This window comes from Pseudomonas sp. AG1028 (assembly GCF_007993955.1).
Classification (GTDB): Bacteria; Pseudomonadota; Gammaproteobacteria; order Pseudomonadales; family Pseudomonadaceae; genus Aquipseudomonas; species Aquipseudomonas straminea.
The window spans coordinates 204,966-223,954 of sequence record NZ_VIVP01000005.1; the positions used below are offsets into that span (position 1 = coordinate 204,966).

Here is an 18,989-nt window from a genome sequence, read left to right on the forward strand (position 1 = left end):
TCGGAATGCGCTTTTATATCGCACTTTTAATAGCAAAAGGCTTACAGCAATACACGTTTATTGCTGACTGACAGCAAAGGCGGGCTGTTGGTGGCAGCCCGTTAGTATATTGATCACAAGTCGGATTCTTCGATCCATTGCCGCCCGTGTCGCTCCAGCAGGCGCTGAAGTTGTTCCGGCCCGTTGCTGCCTGCAGCGTAAGGGCGCGGACTTTGGTAGTGCTGCTGCCAGCCCTTGATAATCGGGTCGACCCATTGCCAGGCTGCTTCGACCTCATCGCGGCGCATGAACAGCGTCGAGTCGCCCTCTATCACATCCAGCAGTAACCGTTCATAGGCATCCCAGCGCCGCTGTTTGTTGAAAGCATCAGCCAGGTTCAGATCCAGTTCCACCGGCTGCAGGCGCATGCCCTTGCCCGGGTTCTTGGCCATCAACTGCAGGCTGATACGCTCTTCGGGTTGCAGGCGGATGAGCAACTGGTTGGCCTGGCCGTTGCCGAACAGCTGGTGCGGTACGGGCTTGAATTGAATGAGGATTTCCGAGGTCTTGCGAGCCAGGCGCTTGCCGGTGCGCAGGTAGAACGGCACGCCGGCCCAGCGCCAGTTGTTGATCTCGGCCTGCACGGCGACGAAGGTTTCGGTATCGCTGTCGTTGTCGACGTTCTTCTCGAAGTAGTAGGCGGGCACTTCCTGGCCGCCGATCTTGCCGGCGGTGTACTGGCCGCGCACGGTCTTGTCGCGTATGTCCTGACCGGTGATGGGTTTGAGGGCTTCGAGAATCTTCACCTTCTCGTTGCGCACCGACTCGGCATCGAAGCGCACCGGCGCTTCCATGGCCACCAGGCAGAGCAGCTGCAGCAGGTGGTTCTGGATCATGTCGCGCATGGCGCCGGCGTTGTCGTAGTAGGCACCGCGGTTTTCCACACCCAGGGTCTCGCACACGCTGATCTGCACATGGTCGATGTGCCCGGCGCGCCACACCGGCTCGAACAGCGCGTTGGCAAAACGCAGCGCCATCAGGTTCTGCACGGTTTCCTTGCCCAGGTAATGGTCGATGCGAAATACCTGAGACTCATCGAACATCGCACCGATGCCGGCATTGATCGCCTGGGCCGATTCCAGCGAATGGCCGATGGGTTTTTCCAGCACGATGCGCGCGCCTGCACCAGCCAGACCGGCAACCTTGAGGTGCGAGGCGATGGCTTCGAACAGATCCGGTGCAGTAGCCAGGTAGTAGACCCTGACGCGCTCTCGATCATTACCCAGTGCCTTGGCCAGGCGACCGAAGTCGGCGCTCTGCGAAGCGTCCATGGGGAAGTAGTCCAGACGCTCGGCGAAGCTCTTCCAGGTGTCATCGTCGAAATCGGCGCGGGCCACCTGGGCACGGCAGTGGCGCTCGGCGAGGGCCTGGTAGGCGGCCCGTGTGTGGCTGCTGCGCGCCAGGGCGAGGATGCGCGTGTCGCGATGCAGGCGGCCGCCGCGATGCAGGTAATAGAGGGCTGGAAGCAGCTTGTGCAGGGCGAGGTCGCCCGTGCCGCCGAATACCAGCATGTCGCAGCAATTGCTCTGCATGGGAACTCCGATTCGGTTTGTTCGTGCGAGGTCGCCAGGCTTGTAGTATAACTACAAGATCACTACAGCCCGGCGGAGTCCCTCGATCATAACCGAGTCGTGACGCTTCAACGTCCAGCCGGCGTAACCATCCTTTGCCAGTCGAGTCCCAGCCCGTGAATTTGTTGCAGCACATCGCCCAGTCACGTCACCTCCTGCGCAAGTCGGAACTCAAGGTGGCCGATCATGTGCTCCTCGACCCGGCGGCAGTCATGCACAGCTCCATGGCCGAGCTGGCCCATTCGGTGGGGATCAGCGAGCCCACCATCGTGCGCTTTTGCCGCGCCATCGGCTGCAGCGGCTTTCAGGATCTCAAGCTCAAGCTGGCGCAGAGCCTGGCCGCCGGTGCCAGCTTCGGCCAGTTCGCGATCCACGAGGACGATTCGGTCGCTGACTTCAGCATGAAGATCTTCGACACCACCCTGCACACGCTGATGGAAGTACGCGAGAAGCTCGATCCGGTGGCGCTGGAGAAGGCCATCGCCGTCTGCTCCCATGCGCAGCGCATCGAGTTCTACGGCTTCGGCGCCTCGGGCGCGGTGGCCGCCGACGCCCAGCACAAGTTCTTCCGCCTGCTGCTCAATGCCGCGGCCTATTCCGACCCGCACATGCAGGCAATGTCGGCCATCACCCTCAAGCCGACCGACGTGGCCGTGTGCATTTCCCAGTCCGGGCGTTCCAAGGACCTGCTGATCACCGCCAACGTGGTACGCGAGGCCGGCGCTTCGCTGATCGCCCTGTGCCCGGGCCAGACGCCGCTGGCCGAGCTGGCCACGGTGAACCTGGCCATCGATGTGCAGGAAGACACCGAGATCTATACGCCGCTGGCCTCGCGTATCGCTCACCTGGTGGTGATCGACGTGCTCGCCATGGGCGTGGCCATGGCCCGCGGCCCGAGCCTGGTCAACCACCTCAAGAGCGTCAAACGCAGCCTGCGCAGTCTGCGCCTGTCGGCCAAGTCGATCAGGGCCCACGAAGACGGCGCCTAAGAATCTGTTCAAAGTCTTTCAGCCCAGGTTCGTCGATTTCGACAGCTAAGTGGTGAGAGCGGCCGGTGAAGGCGTGGCTTTTGTAGGAGGGGCTTTAGCCGCGAGCTCTTTGCTTGCGCTGATAAAAAACTCGCGGCTAAAGCCCCTCCCACGAGTTCGCTGGATGTCTGCTTCTGCCTTGTAGCAGCCGCTTTTATAGCGTCTAGATCGTGAACAGCCGCGAGCTCGTCACCCAGGCGTCACGCCTTGTTCCTCAAACTGTCATCGCATTCGCGGAAGCTAGTCTCCCGTAATCAACCTGGAGACCTGCCATGGCTCGCCATGTGGACGAAGCGTTGCACCCGGAACAGAGCGTGGTGAAAGCCCGCCGCAAGCTGCTCGACGAGCAGCGTATGCGCTATCGCCGCGCCATCGAGGCCTATGGCGAGAATCGCCGCCTGCAATCGGAAATCAGCAGTTTTCATGATCCTTTCGCGGGCGAATCGCGCCGCCTGCACTGATTCCAGACCAAACATTTTCGCGGTGCGCATCCCTGACGGCGAGGCTCCTATAATGGCGCTTTTTCGCCCAATACCAGGGATGTGCCATGCGTCGTCTGCTCGTTCTGCTGCTCCTGCTCACCCCTCTGCTCGCTATCGCCCAGGAACCCCAGCCCAGGGTCGGCCTGGTGCTTTCCGGCGGCGCGGCGCGGGGGCTGGCGCATATCGGTGTGATCAAGGCGCTGGAGGAGCAGGGCGTGCGCATCGACGCCATCGCCGGCACCAGCATGGGCGCGGTGATCGGTGGCCTGTATGCCTCGGGCTACAGCGTCGCCGAGCTCGAGCAAGTGGCGCTGACCATGGATTGGCGCGAGGTACTTTCCGATGATCCGCCGCGTACCGATGTGCCGTTTCGTCGCAAGCAGGATGACCGCGATTTCCTCATCAAGCAGCGTCTGAGCTTTCGCGACGACGGCAGCCTCGGCCTGCCACTGGGTGTGATCCAGGGCCAGAATCTGGCGCTGCTGCTCGAACGCCTGCTGGTGCGCAGCAGCGACGTGCGCGATTTCGACCGCCTGCCGATTCCGTTCCGCGCCGTGGCCACCGATATCGCCAATGATCAGAAAGTGGTGTTTCGCAGTGGTCACCTGCCGCAAGTGATCCGTGCCAGCATGTCGATCCCCGCGGTGTTCGCGCCGGTCGAGCTGGACGGTCGTCTGCTGGTCGACGGCGGCATGGTCGACAATATTCCCGTCGATGTGGCGCGCGGCATGGGCGTCGACCGGGTCATCGTCGTCGATATCGGCACGCCGCTGAAACCGCGCAAGGAACTGCTCACCGTGGTCGACGTGCTCAACCAGTCGATCACCATGATGACCCGCCGAAACTCCGAGCAGCAGCTGGCGACGCTACGCGACAGCGACGTGCTGGTGCAGCCGAATATGACGGGCTTCGAGGTCACCGACTTCGGCCGTGGCGAGGAACTGATCGAAGCCGGCTACCGGGCCGCCAAGGCGCTGCAGCCGCGCCTTGCGCAGCTGGTGCGTCGCGGCGGTGGTAATCCTGCACTGACCCTGGCGCGTAGCGCCCAGCAGCGCGCCCCGGTGATCCACGCCATTCAGGTGGACAACGATTCCAAGGTCGGCGACGAGGTGATCCGCAATTACATCCGCCAGCCCATCGGCGAGCCGCTGGACATGGCCACGCTGCAGCGCGATATGGGCACCCTGTACGGCCTGGATTACTTCGAGCGCGTACAGTACCGGGTGGTCAGCCATGACGAGCGCAACACCCTGGTGATCGATGCGCGGGAAAAACGCACCGGCACCGACTACCTGCGTCTGGGCCTGAATCTCTCCGACGATTTCAACGGCGACAGCGTCTTCAACCTGGGTGCGAGCTTTCGCAAGAATGGCATCAACCGTCTGGGTGCCGAGTGGCTCACCAGGGTGCAGCTGGGCGACCGGCAAGAGCTGTTCAGCGAGTTCTACCAGCCTCTGGACGTTGGCTCGCGCTGGTTCGTGGCGCCCAGCGTGCGGGTCGATGCCTGGAACGTCGAGTCGGTGTTGGACAATGACCCCATTGCCGAATACCGGGTGCAGCGCTATGGCTACGGCTTCGACATCGGCCGCCAGATCGCCAACAATGGCGAGCTGCGTTTCGGTATTGGCCAGGCCTGGGGCGATGCCAAGGTGCGTATCGGCGAGCGCGATCAGCCCGAGTTCAGCTTTACCGAGGGCTACTACGAGATGCAGTACGCCTTCGACACCCTGGATAACGTCGACTTTCCCCACGAGGGCGAGCAGATCGAGTTGAAGCTGCGCCAGTACGATGCCAGCCTCGGCGCCGACGATCGTTACCGACAATGGCAGATCAACCTCGACAAGGCATTCAGTCAGGGGCCGCACAGCCTGGTCATCGGTGGGCGCTACGGGCGCACGCTCGATGATGCCGAAATCGTCACCTCCAGCTTCCAACTGGGCGGCGCGCGACAACTCTCGGGCTTCCGCCAGGACGCCCTGGCCGGGCAGAACGTCAGCCTTGGGCGGCTGGTTTACTACCGGCGCATGACGCCACGTTCATTCCTGCCACTGGATTTTCCGCTCTACCTCGGCGCCTCCCTGGAGCGCGGCCGGGTGTGGAACAACGACAACGCCTTCGACAGCGGTTACATCAATGCGGCGAGCGTGTTCCTCGGTTACGAGACGCCGCTGGGACCGCTGAATTTCAGCTACGGCCTCAATGACGAGAACGAGAAGGCCCTGTATCTGAACCTCGGCCACAGCTTCTGAGGGGTGCGGCTACAGGCGCTGCAGCAATGCCTGCAGCGCGCGCTCCGGCTCCTGGCTCCACAGCCCGTAGCTCAGTGGCACCACTTCCAGACCGGCGCGGGCCAGCACCCGGTAGCGCTCCAGTTCGAGAAAGCCTTCGCCTTCACCGGGAAAGCCGATCAGGTCGATGGCCATGCACTTGTCGCCGCGTTGGCAGAACACGTCCAGCAGCAGACCGGCCAGCGGGTAACGGGTCCAGGTGGCCACGCCGTGCGTCTGTAGCGCCGCACACAGGGCGCGTTCGAAAGCGTCCTGCTCGGGTTGCTGGTGAGTGGGCCTCGGCGCTTCGCCGGCGCTTTCCAGGTAGCGGCGCAGCAGGTGGTCGGTGGGCAGCTGGCGTTCGTCGCCGCTGAATAACACCACCTGACGTTCGCGGGCCCGGGTGATCGCCACGTTGAACATGTCGGGGCGGTTCAGGTACACCGCCGCCTGGCTGGCATTGGCGTCGAGTGCGAAGCTGATGATCATCAGGTCGCGCTCCTCGCCCTGAAAACCGTAGGGCGTATCCACCAGCACACGAAAATCGCGCAGGCGCTGCAGGTCGAGGCCGGCGATGCGCTGGCGGATCGCTTCGACCTGATCGCGAAACGGTGACACTACACCGATGCTTGGCTTCACCGGGCTGTCGGCGTAGCGGGTGATGTGTTCGTCGATCAGCTGCAACACGTGTTCGAGCTCAACCTGGTTGACGCCATTGCGCGCACGCTCGCCGTCCAGGCGTTGCACCTGCAGGCTGTCGCAGTGCGCCAGGCTTGGACGCTCCTTCATCACCCGCAGGCGGTTGGCGTAGAACCACTGGTTGCTGAAGCGGATCAACGCCGGACGGCTGCGAAAATGCTCGTCGAGAAAGGTCAGCGCGCTCTGCTCCGGCAGGTGCAGGCCCACCAGGTCGAGCACACTGTTGTCGCGATAGCTCCAGCGCTCACGCTCGTCGCCTGGCAGGCCGCTGCGCTGCAGCAATTGAACCTCACGGTTGCGCGACAGGAACGACAGATGGCGCAGCTGTCTGGCGTCACCAGTGATCACCGCGCGCCGGCAGCGTTGGAAGGCCGGCAGGGCCGAGGCGATGTCGCACTGGGTGGCTTCGTCCATGACCATCACGTCGAACAGGCCGGCCTTGAGTGGCAGCAGGCGATGCAGCTCATCCAGTGTCACCACCCAGATCGGAAAAGCGGTCAGCAGTAGCTGTGGATCGATGTCCTCGAACAGCGCCAGCTGCCGTTGCGACTGGCGCGCGCGAATCGCCTGGTTGTACTGCACGAATAGCTGCCGGTTGCCGGCCAGCAGACCGCTCAGGCTTGAGGCGCGACGTGCGTTGATGTAGTCACGGCTCAGGCGCTCACGGTGCTGCTGGCAGTCGCGCAGTTCATCGAGCAGCGCCCAGGGGCGCACGCTGTCACGTACACGCCAGCGCACCCAGGGCAGCAGCAGGAGGCGCCTGATGACATCCAGGGTGCCGCGCTCGGCCTTGAGGATCAGCCGGCTCCAGCGCAGCGCTTGCCCGCAGCGGGTCGCCAAGTCCTTGGCCTGGCGCCGTTCTAGCTTGATCAGGTGGCGCAACTCGCGCTGCAGGCCCTGCTCTACATCCGCCGGCGTGTTCGGCACCTGGCCCTGCAGCAGGCTGGCCAGGCGGTCGCGCAGGGTTTGCTGCAGGCTACCGCCGTCGCTCTCCAGCACCGCGTCGCGCAAGCCGAAGTCCTCGCGCAGTTTCTGGCCGATGACTCGCACTGCCTGGGCGCTGCGGCTGACCAGCAGTACCGACTCGCCGTGCAGGTAGCGGTCCAGCGCCAGGGCCGCCAGGGTGTAACTCTTACCGGTACCGGGCGGGCCGGAAATCTGGCTCAGCGGATAGCGCGCGGCATTGGCCAGCGCCAGGCTCTGGGCATTGCTGAGCTGGGCCGGCAGGGCCTCGGGCGAGCTTTCACCCTGGCGTGCGGCCGGCTGCAGCTCGCCGAGTAGCTGGCGCAAGGGCGCCGACCATTCGTGGGTTTCCTGCAATTGCTGCAATTCATGGACGATGCCGCGGCTGCCGCTGCCACGTGGCACCAGCGCGACGACGGCCGCGGCGCGTAGCGACAGGCTGCGGCGTCGCAGTGCCTTGGCCACCGCATCCTGATCTTCCAGGGCTGGGAAACCGCTGGCGGCGAGTACGTCGGTCACCCGCGTACGCTGGCTGATCCAGCCCAGCAGATCGCCCAGCACATGGGCGTCGATGGGCGCGTCGGGCAGCGGCAGATCGTCGAGTGAAGCGTTGTGATCGTCGATCAGTTGGCGCAGCAGACGCCAGTTCGCCAATGGCTGGCTGGGGTCGATGGCCAGCAGGTGGGCGTCGCCTTCGCTACCGTTGTTCAAGGTGGCTTCGTAGTACACCAGTGGCGCGCAGAACGCCGTGGAGGGACCACTTTCGGTGCTGAGTCGCCCGCACACCGGCAGTACGCCGTAGACCAGCTGCAATTCACGTTGGTAGAGGCTTTGCTGGCGCTCCAGTTCGGCGCCAATACTTGGTGGCAGCGCCAGCAATGGCAGAGCGCCGTTGGCCAGCTCTTCGCGGCCATCGAGCCAAGCCAGGCGGCCAGCCTGCAGCGTGGAGAGGTTGTCGAGGTTCAGGTCGCGGCTATCGGCCAGGTAGGCACTGCGGTAGAAGGCCAATAGGCGGGCGATCCTTGCGTCGTGTCCCTGCATCATGTGTCCGTGGCGGCCTGAGGTCAGGCGGCGACTCTACCGCTGCAGCACCATGCTGTCATCGGACGGTCGGCAGCTGCTGTAACGCATTGTCATGTAAATACGGCAAACGGTAGGGCAATAACCCGCGAAATCCGTTAAAACGTTCGACTCCGGCAACAGGGCTCGTGCCGATTTTCTTTCCCTCACTGCGAAGAACCTGCATGGCTCCGTCCCGAATACTCCCGCTCGTGATGTGCATCGTGCTGGTCGGTGTCGGGCTGGCCTGGTGGCTACGCCCGTCGCCCACGGCCGTAGCTCAGGCTCCCGCTGCGGTGCCGGTGGTGGTGCACGAGGTGGTGCCTGCCAATGTCCCGGTGCTATTGCGCACGTTGGGGCGGGTGCGGGCGCAGAGCAGCGTCGAAATCCGCGCCCAGGTCGATGCCACGCTGGTCGAGCTGCCGGTTGCCGAAGGGCAGCAGGTACGCAAGGGGCAGTTGTTGGCACGCCTCGATGACCGCAGCCTGCGCGCCGCACTGCAGCAGGCCCAGGCCGAGCGCGATGTGACCCGTGCGGAACTGGATATCGCCCGCATCGACTTGCAGCGTTACCAGAACCTGGTGCGCGAGCGCGCCTCGCCCGCGCAGACCCTCGACCAGCAGAAGGCCCTGGTGGCCCGCCTGCAGGCTACGCTGGCGACCCGCGATGCGGCGGTGAATGCCGCTCGCGTGCAACTCTCCTACACGCGAATCGAATCGCCCATCGAGGGCCGCCTGGGTATTCGCAATGTCGATGTCGGCAGCCTGCTCAGGAGCAATGACAGCGCCAGCCTGTTCTCGGTGGTGCAGATCGACCCTATCGATGTGGAAGCCACCTTGCCCCAGCGCCGCCTGCCCGAGCTGCAGCGTTTGCTGGGTGCGGTTCAGGAAACGCCAGTGCAGGCGTTTGCCGAAGACGGTGGCGCGTTGCTCGGCACCGGTACCCTGGCGCTGATCGATAACCGCGTCGCGCTGGACACGGGCACGCTGCGCTTCAAGGCGCGTTTCGCGAACGCCCAGCAGCAGCTGTGGCCGGATCAGTCGGTGGTGGTCACCCTGCAGACCGGGCTGCTCGAGCAGGCGCTGGCGGTACCCCTCGAGGCCCTCCGCCAGCGCACCGAGGGCACCTTCGTGTGGCGCGTTGAAGGTGAGCAGGTACAGCCGGTGGCGGTGAAGGTACTGCACGAGGACGAGCAGCGCGCGGTGGTTTCCGGCTTGGCGGCCGGTGATCGGATCGTCACCGATGGCCAGTCGCGGTTGCGCCCTGGGGTTACCGTCAGGCGTGTCGAGCCGGTATCCGTTGGCGGAAATCAGCCTTGAGGCGGCCACGCGGCTTCTACGCGCTGTGCATCGCCCATCCGATCGGCATGATTCTGCTCGCCTTGGCGCTGATCCTGGGCGGCGTCATTGCCTTCGCACGCCTGCCGCTGGCGCCGCTGCCGGAAGTGGATGCGCCGACCATCGAGATTTCCGCGCAGATGCCCGGCGCCAGCGCCGAAACCATGGCCTCGTCGGTCGCCACGCCTCTGGAGGTGCAGCTCAGCGCCATTCCCGGCGTGGACGACATGACCTCGGCCAGCTCGCTGGGCCGGGTCGAACTGATCCTGCAGTTCAGCCTCGACAAGAACATCGACGCCGCCGCTCAGGAGGTCCAGGCCGCGATCAACGCCGCCTCCTCGCGCCTGCCCAGCCAACTTCCCGAGTTGCCGGTGTGGCGCAAGATCAACCCCGCCGATACCCCGATCCTGATCCTCTCGGTTACCTCCGGCACCCTCTCGCCGTATGAGGTCAGCGACCTGGCCGAGTCGGCCATCGCCCGCCAGCTGAGCCAGATCGAAGGCGTCGGCATGATTCGCCTCAACGGTCTGCAACGCCCGGCGATTCGCATCCAGGCACGGCCAGAGCGGCTGGTGGCTGCCGGCGTCACCCTGGCGGACATCCGCAGCGCCGTGCAGCGAGCCAGCGGCAACCGGCCCACCGGCGCACTGGTCGGCCAGCATCGACTGTCCACCCTGGACAGCAATGGCCAGCTGTTCGAGGCCAGCGAGTACGCCGACCTGATCGTCGCCTACCGGAACGGCGCAGCCATTCGCCTGGGAGACGTGGCAAGCGTGGTGCCCGGTGCGGAAAACGCCTACACCCAGGCCACACCCGATGGAAAACCCGGCGTGGCGGTGGTTATCCGTCGTCAGCCGGGTGCCAACATCGTCGCTACCGCCGATGCGGTCACGGCGGCGCTGCCCGAGCTGACAGCCGGCCTGCCGGCCGATCTCGAGGTCAAGGTGCTCAACGATCGCACCCGGACCATTCGCGCCTCGCTGCACGAGGCCGAGCTGACCCTGCTGATTGCCGTGGCGCTGGTGATCGGCATCATGGCGCTGTTCCTGCGCCAGTGGTCGGCGACCCTGGTGGTGTTCGCCGTTCTGGCGACTTCGGTGATCGGCTCCTGCGCGGCCATGCTGGCGTTCGGCTTGTCGCTCAACAACCTGACGCTGGTGGCGATCATCGTTGCTGTGGGGTTCATCGTCGACGATGCCATCGTCGTCGTGGAAAACATTCACCGGCATCTGGAGCGGGGTGTCGGCCGGGTCCAGGCGGCCCTCGACGGGGTTCGCGAGATCGGCTTCACGGTGGTGTCCATCAGCCTGTCGCTGGTGGCGGTGTTCATACCGCTGTTTTTCATGAGCGGCTATGTGGGCCGTCTGTTTCGCGAGTTCGCCCTGGCGGCCACCTCGGCGATCATGATTTCCGTGGTCATCTGCCTGACCCTGGCGCCGGCGCTGGCCGCCCTGTGCATGCGCCCGCTGGACAACCATCACGGGCCAGGCCCGACCATGCGCCGCGTACTGCGTGGCTACGAGGGCGCGCTGGTGTGGGCGCTGGATCACCCGCGCAGCATCCTGGCGGTGTTCTTCGCCTGCATCGCCATCAGCGTGAGTGGTTTCGCGCTGATGCCCAAGGGCTTTTTCCCGCTACAGGACACGGGTTTCATGAATGGCACGGTGCAGGCCTCGGCGGATATTTCCTACGAGGCGATGCGCACCAAGAGCCGGCAGGTTGTGGATATCCTGCGCAACGACCCGGATGTCGTGGCCTTCAACGCCGATATCGGCAATGACGGCAGCTACAGCGTCGGCGGCCTGGCCGTGGTGCTGACCGACCCGGATGATCGTTCGGTCAGCGTCGAGCAGATCATCGACCGACTTCGTCCACAGTTCGCCGTCATTCCCGACCTGCGCGTGACCCTACGGGCAGGGCAGGACATCAACCTCGGCTCCCGGGCATCGCGTGCGCAGTACCAGTACATCCTGCGCAGTCGCTCGCTGGAGGAGCTGGCCGTCTGGACGCCGCGTCTGACCGAACGACTGCAGGGGCAGGCGATGTTTCGCGACGTGAACAACGACCTGCAGTTCGACGCCTCGATAACCCCGGTGCAGATCGATCGCGAGGCTGCCGCGCGCTATGGCTTCTCGGCGGCGGATGTAGACGAAGCGCTGTACGACGCCTTCGGGCAACGGCGGATCAACGAGATCCAGACCGCGTCCAATCAGTATCAGGTGGTGCTCGAGCTGAGCAGCAACCAGCGCCAGCGGGTGCAGAGCCTTGAGCTGTTCCAGCTGCGCTCACCGATCACCGGGCAGCTGGTGCCACTGAGTACCTTCGTTCAGGTGCAGCCGGCCAAGCCGGCGCCGGTCAGCATCAACCACAGCGGCATGCTGCCGTCGGCCAACCTGTCGTTCAACCTGGCACCCGGCGTAGCGCTTGGCGACGCGGTGGCGGTGTTGCGTCAGCTCGAGCAGGAGATCGGCATGCCGGCCAGCATCGGCGGGCGCTTCAGCGGCGCCGCTCAGGCTTTCCAGCAGACTCTGGCCTCGCAACCCTGGCTGATCCTGGCCGCGCTGGTCGCCGTATACATCATTCTGGGTGTGCTCTATGAGAGCCTGGTGCACCCGCTGACCATTCTCTCGACCATTCCGTCGGCCGGTATCGGCGCCTTGCTGCTGCTCTGGTTGTGGGGGCTGGATTTTTCCATCATGGCGCTGATCGGCCTGATTCTGTTGATTGGCATCGTCAAGAAGAACGGCATCCTGTTGGTCGATTTCGCCCTGCAGGCCCAGCGCCATGGCATGGCACCTCGTGAGGCCATCCACCAGGCCTGCATGGCTCGCTTTCGGCCGATCCTGATGACCACGCTGGCCGCGATGTTCGGTGCGGTGCCGCTGATGCTCGCCTTCGGAACCGGCGCCGAGCTGCGTGAGCCGCTGGGCGTCGCCGTGGTCGGCGGCCTGTTGTTCAGCCAGGTGCTGACGCTGCTGACCACGCCGGTGGTCTACCTGATGATGGATCGTCATCTGGGCAGGCGGCGCGCGTCTGATTTAGCGCACCCGGCGGGTGTGAGATGAGGGCCGTGTTACTGGCGCTGGCTTGTCTGCCGCTGCTGGCCTGCAGCAGCCGCGAGCCTCTGCCGCCAGCGCCCTTGCCAGCCCAGGCGGTGGCCGCGCTGCCGCAGGCCTGGTGGCAAAGCCTGCAGGATCCGGTGCTGGATCAACTGGTAGCGCTGGCGCTGCGTGACAACCTCGACCTGGCGACAGCGACCCAGCGTATTCGCGAGCAGCGCGCGCTACGCCGGCAGGCTGCGGGCAACCGGTATCCGACCCTGAACATGACCGGCAGCCACGAAAAGGGTCGTAGCGCCCGCGATGGCCGCGACGAAGACTACTTCTACGGGCTGGACCTGAGCTGGGAGGCCGATCTGTTCGGGCGCCTGGGTGCGCTGCAACGCGCCGCCGAAGCCAACCTGCAGGCGGCGGATGCCGACTACCAGGCGCTACGCGTCAGCCTGATCGCCGAGGTGGCCAGCACCTACCTGAACTATCGCCTGGCCCAGCATGAGGTCGATATTGCAGGCCGTGCTGCCGACAGTCAGGCGCAGATCGCCCGAATCACCCGGGTACGTTTCGACCAGGGCACCGCCAGTGGTTTCGACGTCGAGCGCCTCGATACCCAGGTGGCGATCACCCGCGCGGTCATCCCGCAGGCACGTCAACGCGGTGAGGCGGCGCGTTACGCGCTGGCCTATCTGCTCAATGCGCAGCAATCGCGAATTGACGGGTTGCTGGCTGAGCCGGCGCAACCGCTGGCACCCCGTGACGAGCGCCTGCTACCGCTGTTGCAGCTGCCCGCCAGCAGCCTGCGTGCCCGAGCTGACGTACGCGCCGCCGAGCTGCGTCTGCTGGCGGCCGACGATAGCCTGGATGCGGCCAAGGCACTGCGTTATCCACAGCTGACCCTCGGTGCCCTGGTGGGCTTCGAGCAGGGCGCGAGCGTTCCGGCCTGGACGCTGAGCGCACAGGCCCTGCAGCCACTGTTCGATTTTGGCCGCATCCGCGCGGGCATCGAAGCCGGCGATGCACGCCGTGAGCAAGCCTGGCTTGGCTATCAGGCCAGCCTGGTACAGGCGCTCAGGGAAACCCGCAGCGCCATCAGCGCCTACGTCGAAGGGCTTGATCGGCAGCGGTTGCTGGACACGGCAAGCCATTCGGCAGCCAGTGCCACCGCGCTGGCGCAACGGCAGTACGACGCCGGTACCTTATCGATGATCGAGGTGCTGGATGCCCAGCGCACCCAGTTCGATACGCACCTCGAACAGCAAAGGGCCGCCAGTGACGTTGCGCTGCGCTGGGTTGAGATCTATCGCACCCTGGGCTTGGCACCCGTGGAGAAACAGCGGGATTCGGGTGGATAAGGCGCTGGGCTGCAGCGTTTAGTGAGCCGCTCGCAGGCCCGGGATGCAGCCGATTGCATCGCATTGCTCGAACGGCTTATCGTTTGGAGACGTTCCGCATCGCTGTCGACCTATGACTTGGCAAATCACCCGGCAATCTGTTCGCTATCATCGTGGTGATAGTCTTGCTCCCGGCTATTGACGAATATCCGGATTTATCACGTTTGGCGGGGGCTTTGGGGGGGAAATGAAGGGTGTAACGACTGTAGTTGTGCTGCTGGCGCTGTTGGGGGGGTGTGTAAGCACCCCCGACCAGCCGAGTTTGGCTCCTGTAGCGGCGCAGGCACCGGCAACGGCACCTAGCGTAGTAGCGCGTCCGCAGGGCGTGCCGGCTCCACAGCTGTCCAATTTCCGGCCAACGCCGGTTGTGCCGCTGGCCCTTGCCCGTTCTGCAAGCACGGCGCCGCCAACATCGTTGCCGCCCGCTCGCGCGGCTGCTGGCGTAGATCCGGCAGTGCCTGCGGTGCGCACGGCGGCCGCTCCTACGGGGCGCCAGACTGCCGATGTCGCTCAGGCCGCGGTACCCGCGGTGGCCGCCGCACCTGCTGTGGTCGCGCCGCCTGTCAAACCGGCCGCGCCCCCACCTGCGAACGCTTTGGCTACGCTGCCGCCGCCTGCCAAAACTACTGTGGTGGCTGAGCCCCCGCGTCCTGCCAATCCAATGATCGAGATGCGCCCTGGGCGTTTGATCGTTCCGGATGATGGCGGTTTTATACGGGTAGAGCCGATCAGCGAGGCGTCAGACGCTGCATCGATGTCAATCAGTGCCAATTGAGCCTGCAAGCCCAGGCAAGCGATGCGGGCCTGGGGCTGCCGGCATTTGCGCATCTTCAGCTCAGGGGCAGGCGTGCGAGCGACAGGTGCGCTGGCAACTGCACCGCTGTGGGAGTGCCGGTGGTTGCGGGCTGAAATGAACGAGTGGCTGGACATCCTGTATCGCTATTGTGGCGAGGTGCTGAGCGGCGACTCGGCGTCTATCGCGCAATTGCGCGCCGCTGGCTTCGACTGCAGCGCAGGACAATGGAGCTTTTTCCTGCCGGCGCTGCATGTCTGGCTGGCTAACCTGACGCCTACCCAGGCCCCACTTGATTACCCGGCCTTTCTCAAGCAGTTGTACGCCAGCGACTTCAACGAGCGCCTCGCCCGCCAAGGCGCCCAGATCGTCATCGCCGACAACCGTGGCCAGGTCAGCGAGAGTCTGTATCGTCTGCAGCGCCTGTCCTGAACAGGTGGCGGTGGCCTTCGTTGTAGAGCGCCGAATCGGCGAAGTCTTCCGCCCCCAATACCTGGCCGACGAGAATCAGCGCGGTACGCCGGAAACCCTTGGCGCTGACCTTGGCCTCGATATCCGCCAGGGTACCGACCGCCCAGTCCTGGTCCGGCCAACTGGCGCGATGCACCACCGCGATCGGGCAACTGGCGCCGTAATGCGGCAGCAGCTCGGCGACGATCTCTGGCAGGTGCTGCACGCCCAGGTGGATGGCCATGGTCGCGCCGTGGCGGGCGAGATCATGCAGCTGCTCACCCGTCGGCATCGGCGACTTGCTGGCGTAGCGGGTGAGGATCACCGTTTGCGACACCGCCGGCAGCGTCAGTTCGCTCTCCAGCAGCGCGGCGCAGGCGGCTGTGGCGGTCACGCCGGGAATGATCTCGAAGGGGATGCCCAGCGCACGCAGGTGACGAATCTGCTCGCCGATGGCGCCATACAGCGACGGGTCGCCGGAGTGCACCCGCGCTACGTCTTCTCCGCGCTCATGAGCGGCGCGCAGCAGGGCGACGATCTCATCCAGATGCAGCTCGGCGGTGTTCACCACCTGACGGGCGCGGTGGCCGGCTAGCACCGCTTCGGGCACCAGCGAGCCGGCGTAGAGGATTACCGGGCAGCTGTGGATCAGGCGCTGGCCCTTGACGGTGATCAGCTCGGGGTCGCCGGGGCCGGCGCCGATAAAGTAGACGGTCATTGGATTCCTGGGTGTAGGGTGGAAGATGCTTTTCTCTTCCACCGTGGTGTTCGGCTTATGCGGTCGCCAGGTGGGGGATCGCCTTCCCTTGGATCGAGAAAGCGTGGGCTACGCGCCCCGATCCACCCTACGGATCGCTGCGAGCAACGGCCATTGTCGCGTTGGGGCTCTTGCGCTTGGTTATCCACAGGCGAGCCGGTCGATTGCTCGAGCGTTCGGCCAGCGCCAGGGCGCTGGCTTCGGCAACGCCCGGGCTGCCGGTGACACGCTGGGCGATGGCCGAGGTCTGGCTCAAGCGCCCATGGTAACCCGCCAGCACTTCGGCGGGCAGGAAGTGGATCGGCAGGTTCAGGTGCGCTGCCAGTTGCTGCAAGCCTGGCTCATCGACCTTGTGCTCGCTGCTGGCCAGGGCTGTCAGCTCGGCAGTGCTCGAGCCATGTTCAGCCAGGGTGTCGTCGAGCAAGCTCAGCAGCTCTTCGAGCGAGCACTCGCGCCGGCAACCCAGGCCGGCGACGAGAACAGGCCGCTCACTCACTGTTGCTGGCGCCCACGGCCGTGGAACCAGGCGGCAGCCAGGCCCAGCGCCGCCCAGAACGCAGCGTTGGTCAGCAGTGAGGCGAGGATGAACTCATGTTCCAGCGCCTCGGGCGCCAGGCTTTCATGCACCTCGGGCTGCGGCGCGCCGAGCAGGTGGGGCAAGGCGAGAATCGCCACACCGAGAATGCGCAGCATCCAATTGCCGCCGAATGCCAGCAGCGCCAGGCCCGCCGCGGTCGACGCGGCCGCGCCGGTCCACCAGTACTGGCGCAGCACTAGTTCCGCTGCGGCAGTGCCCGGCAGCTCCGGCGGCAAGCCGCTGGCGGGCGCCAGGACGAAGGTGGCGAATCCGGCCAGGCCCCAGAGCAGGCCCTGCCAGGTTTTTTCCGGGGCGCGCAGGGTGAACAGGCCAGCGAGCATCAACGCGAAGCCGACGGCGACCACCAGATTGCTCAGGCCTGTGGATAACAACCGCTGCCAGCCGTCTTCGGGCGCCCAGGCTTCGCCGTCGTGGCTGTGGCCGCTCGCGCCATGGTCGTGGGCAGCGGTGGCGTCATGGCTGTGTTCGATGGCGGCAGGCTCCGCGACTTCGAAGCCTTCCGCCTGCAGGATCAGTGGGGTGACCCACAGGCTCTGCAGCACCGTCAGCACGATGGCGGCGAGCAGGCCGGCGAAGCCGGCGGTCTGGGCGATACGCTTGATCATCAGCAAGCCCTCAGTGGCACGGAAACGCGGCGCTGTGCCGGGTGTCGTGGGCGGCGTTGTGCAGGGCTTCGACGTGGGAGAAGCCGGCGAAGAAAATCAGCACTGCGCCCAGCACGCAGCTGCCAAAAGCAAGCAGGATGCGCTGTGACAGGGGCAATGTGGAAACGCTGGAGGTGGAAATGACGCTGCTGGACATGATCGTAGACCTCAGGGGTAGACGGCACAGCAGGACACGGCGAGACAGCCCGCACAGGCAGGCAGCGATCGGCGCGTGCCCGCCCACCGCGGGTTGCCAAACAGACGATCCAGGCCGGTCTCCGGGCTTGCGATGATCACCTTGCGGCGATGGGGATCGGCCTTCCCATGCATACGCACAGTGGCCAAAACGATCCTGGCATTCGCTTACCGTTGCGGGGGCAGCGCCGGACTCGAACCGGCTTCCCGTTTCACCTCACGCACGGCGGCGTGAGACACCTGAAACAACCAGCCAAGAACACCACGAAGCAATCAGGGCGTCAATATGCTGCAGGTCGCGCCGCGATTGACCGTGTCGCGGGGGCTGCGTAGCCTTGCATTCTTCGAGGTGCTGCTTGTCATCAAGCAGCTAAGAGGGAACACGGATCGCCGTGGCTGCCCCCGCAACTGTAAGCAGCGAGTGCGTCGCCAATCGCCACTGGGCAACCGGGAAGGCCGGCCGCGCGCCATGACCTGCCAGCCAGGAGACCTGCCTCGATAACGCTTTCGACAACCGGGCGGGGTGATCCGGTGATGCTCGGCATGGGTTCGCCCGTGCCTGCCATCCTATCGCCCGCTCGCCGTTTCTGCAGACTGCCAGGGGCTTCCATGAAAACGCTCGCCAAACTTCCCGTCACCATCGTCACCGGCTTTCTCGGTGCCGGTAAGACCACCTTGCTGCGCCACATGCTGGAAAACGCCGAGGGCCGGCGCATCGCGGTGATCGTCAACGAATTCGGCGAGCTGGGTATCGATGGCGAAATCCTCAAGCAGTGCTCCATCGGCTGCACCGAGGAAGAAGCCAATGGCCGGGTGTTCGAGCTGGCCAACGGCTGCCTGTGCTGCACCGTGCAGGAAGAGTTCTTCCCGGTGATGCGCGAGTTGGTGGAGCGTCGCGGCGACCTCGACCATATCCTCATCGAAACCAGCGGCCTGGCCCTGCCCAAGCCACTGGTGCAGGCCTTCAACTGGCCGGAAATCCGCAACGCCTGCACCGTCGATGCGGTGATCACCGTGGTAGACAGCCCGGCGGTGGCTGCCGGCACCTTCGCCGCCTTCCCCGATCAGGTCGATGCCCAGCGCAAGCTCGACCCCAACCTCGACCACGAGTCGCCGCTGCATGAGCTGTTCGCCGACCAACTGGCCAGCGCCGACCTGGTGATTCTCAACAAGGCCGACCTGCTCGATGCCGGCGCGCTGGCTGCCGTGCGCGCCGAAGTGGCCGAGGAACTGCCGTCGGCGGTCAAGGTGGTCGAGGCTCATGGCGGCTCGCTGCCGCTCAATGTGCTGCTGGGCCTGAACAGCGAGACCGAGTTGCACATCGAGGGCCGCCGCACCCACCACGACGATGAAGACGACGATCACGATCATGATGAATTCGACTCGTTCCACGTGGAACTACCGGAAGCGGAAGAGGCGCGCCTGCTCGCTGCGCTGAAGGATGTGGTCGGCAAACACGGCATTCTGCGCGTGAAAGGCTTCGTCGCGGTGCCGAACAAACCCATGCGCCTGCTGCTGCAAGGCGTTGGCCAGCGCTTCGACAAGCACTTCGACCGCGCCTGGAAAACAGACGAAGCCCGAGTGACCCGCCTCATCGTGATCGGCCAGGAGTTGGATCACACCGCCATCGCCGCCGAGCTGAAAGCGGCGCTGGCGTAAC

At 65.1% G+C, this 18,989-nt stretch carries 14 protein-coding genes and 2 riboswitches; of the genes, 8 read left to right on the forward strand and 6 right to left on the reverse strand.

Features of this window, described 5'->3' with window-relative positions; translation table 11 throughout:
• Window positions 1-113: 113 nt before the first annotated feature.
• The gene (zwf, locus tag FB481_RS09870; RefSeq protein WP_147176217.1) at window positions 114-1,571 is read right to left on the reverse strand and encodes a glucose-6-phosphate dehydrogenase; all 1,458 of its coding nucleotides are present in this window, start codon (window positions 1,569-1,571) and stop codon (window positions 114-116) included.
• A 155-nt stretch (window positions 1,572-1,726) separates the two neighbouring features.
• Here zwf and hexR point away from each other — a divergent pair, with 155 nt between their 5' ends.
• The 3 genes from hexR to FB481_RS09885 all read left to right on the forward strand — a co-directional run bounded on the left by hexR (window position 1,727) and on the right by FB481_RS09885 (window position 5,369).
• Window positions 1,727-2,599, forward strand: coding sequence for a transcriptional regulator HexR (gene hexR / locus FB481_RS09875; protein ID WP_093501121.1), 873 nt, complete (start codon window positions 1,727-1,729; stop codon window positions 2,597-2,599).
• A 311-nt stretch (window positions 2,600-2,910) separates the two neighbouring features.
• Entirely contained in the window at window positions 2,911-3,099 is a 189-nt protein-coding gene (locus tag FB481_RS09880) for a PA3496 family putative envelope integrity protein (protein WP_093501123.1), read from the forward strand.
• 86 nt (window positions 3,100-3,185) lie between these two features.
• A complete protein-coding gene (locus tag FB481_RS09885; RefSeq protein WP_147176218.1) occupies window positions 3,186-5,369 on the forward strand; it encodes a patatin-like phospholipase family protein in 2,184 nt (727 codons plus the stop codon).
• A gap of 9 nt (window positions 5,370-5,378) precedes the next feature.
• Here the strand turns inward: FB481_RS09885 and FB481_RS09890 are convergent, their stop codons facing one another.
• Entirely contained in the window at window positions 5,379-8,090 is a 2,712-nt protein-coding gene (locus FB481_RS09890) for a DEAD/DEAH box helicase (protein ID WP_147176219.1), read from the reverse strand.
• 203 nt (window positions 8,091-8,293) lie between these two features.
• Here FB481_RS09890 and FB481_RS09895 point away from each other — a divergent pair, with 203 nt between their 5' ends.
• The 4 genes from FB481_RS09895 to FB481_RS09910 all read left to right on the forward strand — a co-directional run bounded on the left by FB481_RS09895 (window position 8,294) and on the right by FB481_RS09910 (window position 15,117).
• On the forward strand, window positions 8,294-9,427 hold the full coding sequence (locus FB481_RS09895) for an efflux RND transporter periplasmic adaptor subunit (RefSeq protein ID WP_244154106.1): 1,134 nt from the start codon (window positions 8,294-8,296) through the stop codon (window positions 9,425-9,427).
• On the forward strand, window positions 9,424-12,510 hold the full coding sequence (locus FB481_RS09900; protein ID WP_256662725.1) for an efflux RND transporter permease subunit: 3,087 nt from the start codon (window positions 9,424-9,426) through the stop codon (window positions 12,508-12,510). Before FB481_RS09895 ends, FB481_RS09900 begins: the two co-directional genes overlap by 4 nt.
• The gene (locus FB481_RS09905; RefSeq protein WP_147176220.1) at window positions 12,507-13,853 is read left to right on the forward strand and encodes a TolC family protein; all 1,347 of its coding nucleotides are present in this window, start codon (window positions 12,507-12,509) and stop codon (window positions 13,851-13,853) included. Before FB481_RS09900 ends, FB481_RS09905 begins: the two co-directional genes overlap by 4 nt.
• Window positions 13,854-14,802: 949 nt before the next feature.
• Window positions 14,803-15,117 (forward strand): hypothetical protein, encoded by a 315-nt coding sequence (locus tag FB481_RS09910; protein WP_093501132.1) that lies wholly within the window; start codon window positions 14,803-14,805, stop codon window positions 15,115-15,117.
• Here FB481_RS09910 and cobM read toward each other — a convergent pair.
• The 4 genes from cobM to FB481_RS09930 all read right to left on the reverse strand — a co-directional run bounded on the left by cobM (window position 15,080) and on the right by FB481_RS09930 (window position 17,291).
• Window positions 15,080-15,853: a precorrin-4 C(11)-methyltransferase gene (cobM, locus tag FB481_RS09915; RefSeq protein WP_093501135.1), complete on the reverse strand. Its 774-nt coding sequence runs from the start codon at window positions 15,851-15,853 to the stop codon at window positions 15,080-15,082. The genes FB481_RS09910 and cobM overlap by 38 nt on opposite strands.
• 127 nt (window positions 15,854-15,980) lie before the next feature.
• On the reverse strand, window positions 15,981-16,388 hold the full coding sequence (locus tag FB481_RS09920; RefSeq protein WP_147176221.1) for a cobalamin biosynthesis protein: 408 nt from the start codon (window positions 16,386-16,388) through the stop codon (window positions 15,981-15,983).
• Entirely contained in the window at window positions 16,385-17,095 is a 711-nt protein-coding gene (locus tag FB481_RS09925) for a CbtA family protein (RefSeq protein WP_093501139.1), read from the reverse strand. The genes FB481_RS09920 and FB481_RS09925 overlap by 4 nt, the downstream gene beginning before the upstream one ends.
• 10 nt (window positions 17,096-17,105) lie before the next feature.
• Window positions 17,106-17,291, reverse strand: coding sequence for a CbtB domain-containing protein (locus tag FB481_RS09930; protein WP_013793513.1), 186 nt, complete (start codon window positions 17,289-17,291; stop codon window positions 17,106-17,108).
• A 94-nt stretch (window positions 17,292-17,385) separates the two neighbouring features.
• Window positions 17,386-17,588, reverse strand: a riboswitch (cobalamin riboswitch).
• Between the two features lie 71 nt (window positions 17,589-17,659).
• Window positions 17,660-17,842: riboswitch (cobalamin riboswitch) on the forward strand.
• 96 nt (window positions 17,843-17,938) lie between these two features.
• Here FB481_RS09930 and cobW point away from each other — a divergent pair.
• Entirely contained in the window at window positions 17,939-18,988 is a 1,050-nt protein-coding gene (gene cobW, locus FB481_RS09935) for a cobalamin biosynthesis protein CobW (protein ID WP_093501141.1), read from the forward strand.
• Window position 18,989: the final 1 nt, after the last annotated feature.